4 protein-coding genes are annotated in these 3,405 nt (G+C 52.6%); 2 read left to right on the plus strand and 2 right to left on the minus strand.

Annotated elements, in window-relative coordinates; all coding sequences use genetic code 11:
- Window positions 1-274: 274 nt before the first annotated feature.
- Both eif1A and WBL42_RS00165 read right to left on the minus strand, forming a co-directional pair.
- Window positions 275-679, minus strand: a complete 405-nt coding sequence (gene eif1A / locus WBL42_RS00160) for a translation initiation factor eIF-1A (protein ID WP_424719241.1) — start codon at window positions 677-679, stop codon at window positions 275-277.
- Between the two features lie 9 nt (window positions 680-688).
- Window positions 689-1,333, minus strand: coding sequence for a LysE family translocator (locus tag WBL42_RS00165; RefSeq protein WP_424719238.1), 645 nt, complete (start codon window positions 1,331-1,333; stop codon window positions 689-691).
- Window positions 1,334-1,498: 165 nt separating this feature from the next.
- Between WBL42_RS00165 and WBL42_RS00170 the strand changes: the two genes are divergently transcribed.
- Together WBL42_RS00170 and WBL42_RS00175 are read left to right on the plus strand one after the other, a co-directional pair.
- Window positions 1,499-1,633 carry a hypothetical protein gene (locus tag WBL42_RS00170; RefSeq protein WP_424719239.1) on the plus strand — a complete coding sequence of 45 codons (135 nt, stop codon included), beginning with the start codon at window positions 1,499-1,501 and terminating at the stop codon, window positions 1,631-1,633.
- A 184-nt stretch (window positions 1,634-1,817) separates the two neighbouring features.
- Window positions 1,818-2,957 (plus strand): tyrosine-type recombinase/integrase, encoded by a 1,140-nt coding sequence (locus WBL42_RS00175; RefSeq protein ID WP_424719240.1) that lies wholly within the window; start codon window positions 1,818-1,820, stop codon window positions 2,955-2,957.
- Window positions 2,958-3,405 lie beyond the last annotated feature (448 nt).

The raw sequence follows: 3,405 nt of genomic DNA on the forward strand, positions 1-3,405 counted from the left end.
GTATTGCATTTTATAGTATAAATATATGTCTTTTTCTAAAAAATGGATTTTTTATTGTCATTTTTCAAATCAAGATAGAATTTATCGACATTTAGAAAAAATGTGCTGTTTAGCAGAACGGATTTGATAGAAATATGACAGCCCGCGACGAACGGGAATGCGCGTCCCCACTAATGCGTCTGCGACAATACACAAGCCAAATATTTTCCTTTCCATGGAAAAAATTAGTGCAGGATTTGATAATTTTGTCAGACCGATATCAGCTCAGGTGAGATCAGATGTACTTGTTGCGCCGGAGCCATTCGATCTGCGGACCGGTGTACCGGTACACGATATCACATTTCTCGTCCTGGAAGTTCCACGGGATCACAATGAGGATGTCCCCTTCCCGGATCCAGACTTTCTTCTTGATCTTTCCCTTGATCCTGCCCATCCTTGTCACACCGTCGAAACAGCGGACCCGGATATGGTTTGCACCCATCATAAGTTCGGCACACCCGAACATTTCCCGATTGCGTTTCTGGGGCAGTTTGACCCTGACGATCTCATCGCCCGGCGGTACTCCCGGTTTCTTCTCTGTCAGTACAACCTCTCCTCTTCCAACAGATTTTATGGATTTTGTGTGCTTAATTGTTGGTGCAAGGGAAAATATATTTATTCCTTCGCCGATAGCAGGAATCCCGGCGCATTATATACCACCGGCCTTCCCCGCCAGTGCAAAGAGGATACTGATAAGCATGACAGCGCCGACACAGATAATGAAGAGGCCGGAGGCCCGGTTGATCAGGACAAGGCTTCCGGTACTGATCAGGGACCTGACAGAGCCGATGATCCCGCACATAATGATCCACCACGCCACGGAACCGGCAAGAAACCCTCCTACGAATTCCACAGCGGCAAACAGCGTTGTCCCGCCGATCACAAAGCCAAAACCGGGCAGGGTGACCATAAGGAAGATTATGGTAAGCGGGTTTGCTATCGCGATTGCAACCATCGAGAGGTAGTCTTTCGCATAGCTCTCGTGCGGGCTCCTGTCCCCCTCGGCTCTGGGCCGGGTGAGGAAGATCTTGATCCCGACGACAATAAGGACGAGCCCGGCTAAGAAGCGGAAAAAGTCCTGCCAGGAGAGGATGAACCCGGAGATCGCAGTGAGGCCAAGGAACGCGACCGTGGCATAGACCGCATCGGCAGTCGCAACCCCGATCCCGGAGAGGATCCCGTGGAGACGTCCGTCGTTGATCGAACGCTGGATACACATGAGGGAGAGGGGGCCGACCGGTGCGGAAAGGATGACGCCGATAACGATTCCCTGCACAATGAGGCTTGCATCCACGAAAAAAACTCCCCTAACAGTTGTTGCTTTACCTGTTGAGGTTCCCTCAACATCAATGTTGCATTGCGGGAAGGTATGGACGGTGGTGGCGGGCACCCCGGCTGAGCAGGGGTCAATACACATAAATGCCAACACGGGGTAATGCATGGTATCAGGGGATAAAAAATGGCTGAATCCACAATTCCGACATGTGACAAGAACCACGAGCCGACCGAGATGCGCCGGGTATGGGCCGATGGCCATGGCGATGCGGTATACCAGTGCCCGATCTGCGGCAGGAAGGTACAGGTCCGGGAATAACGATTGGCAGAATTTTTGCCCGCTCTATTTGATAAAAGAGTATGAACTGTTGATGCGAGAAGCAGGAGTCGAACCTGCGAACCCCTACGGGAACGGATCTTGAGTCTTATACCATCAAATAGTATAAGATACATTTATGAATAATCGCGTTTTAGTTAGTTCCATGTACCCCGAGTTATTGAAAATGAAAAGACTCGATCCGGTCAATATCAAATACCTCGAAGGATACGTCCGAGCTCTCACACTGCAGCAGCTTCGCACAACAAGCATCAACGACAAAATACGACGAGTTTATGCATTTCTCATCTTCTTCGAATTTCAGGATTTGATGAAGGCCACGCCAAAAGATATCGAAGATTTCCTCATCTCCCGTAAAACCAAACCGACTAAACGGGGAAGGCCCTGCTCGCATGCAACTATTCAGGGCGACATGCTCGGCATAAAATTATTTTTCCGGCATCTCCGGCCAGCTGACGAAGTGAAATTATTCGAGAATATCAAAATCAAACGACAGAAGAACCGCCTTCCGGTTGAACGGTTGCTCAGCCGGTCCGACATTGAGAAGCTGGTAGCTGCCTGCGATACCCAGCGGGACCGGGCCCTGGTCATGCTCCTGTGGGACTCAGGCTGCCGCATTAATGAAGTTTTGTCGAGGAATGTAGGCAACATCGAGTTCGATCGGTACGGGGCGGTTATGGTCGTGGATGGCAAGACCGGGCAGCGGCGACTCCGACTTACCGCTTGCGTTGGAGATCTCCAGACCTGGATCAACACCCATCCGATGAAAGAGAATCCCGAAGCCCCCCTCTTCATCACCTACAACCGCTACGGGTTTGGACGTAAACGGGTCAACGAACACACGGTCGCAAATCGCCTTAAGGTACTTGCTGATCTTGCGAAGATCACGAAGCCGGTCCACCCGCATGCCCTCCGTCACGCCCGGCTTACGGACCTTGCCAAGCAGGGCTTCTCTGAGATGGAACTGCGGATTATTGCCGGATGGGAAGCGAACAGCGGGATGCCGGCAGTGTACGTCCACATGTCCGGGGCCGATGTTGAGCGCAAGGTGTTGCAGAAAGCCGGATTGTGCGAGGAAGAGGAATTCAAAGAAACATCACTGGAGGCTATCCGGTGTCCCCGGTGCCAGACTATCAACGCTCATGATTCGATGTTCTGCAAGACCTGCTCTCAGGCATTGTCAGATCTGGCTGCGAAACAGGTTGATACGATGCATCAAACGGTGATGAATAATCTCGACGCCATTGCTTCTTGGGCGACGAATGAGAAGGCCAAGAAAGTAGCTGAGGCAAGTGCAGCACGATAATTCCAAATCCCTTTTTTCTTACGCTCAACGGGGCCTAGGCCCCCTGCCGCGTGGGCTTCCCCTCAGCTATACAGAACAAAACGAGCCGGTCCGTGGAGCAGGTGCGAGTGCGCCGAAGGTGCACGAAGCGTGCGGAGCGGGGCGGCGATCCTCCCTCAGCTGATCGAGAGGCATGAAGATCGGTCGGTCATGTTCGTCTCCACGGGCTTACGCCCGTTCCGCTCACATCACCTTCCTTGTTTTTCGAGGTTGCCCTGTTGATAGGATGACGCCCCTGGCTTGTCGCGATGCTCCGGCGCCAGCGGCTGCTCCGGCCCGCTCCTCACACCATGCTCCGCATCGTGTTCGTCGCTGTTGATCGTACTCATGTCGCACGTTCAGTGACTCACTCGCACGACGCATCAGGGGCTCGGACTCACCGCTGATGCGGCTCGTTACCTTCGCACCC

It is taken from the genome of Methanoregula sp. (genome assembly GCF_049686655.1).
Taxonomy (GTDB): domain Archaea; phylum Halobacteriota; class Methanomicrobia; order Methanomicrobiales; family Methanospirillaceae; genus Methanoregula.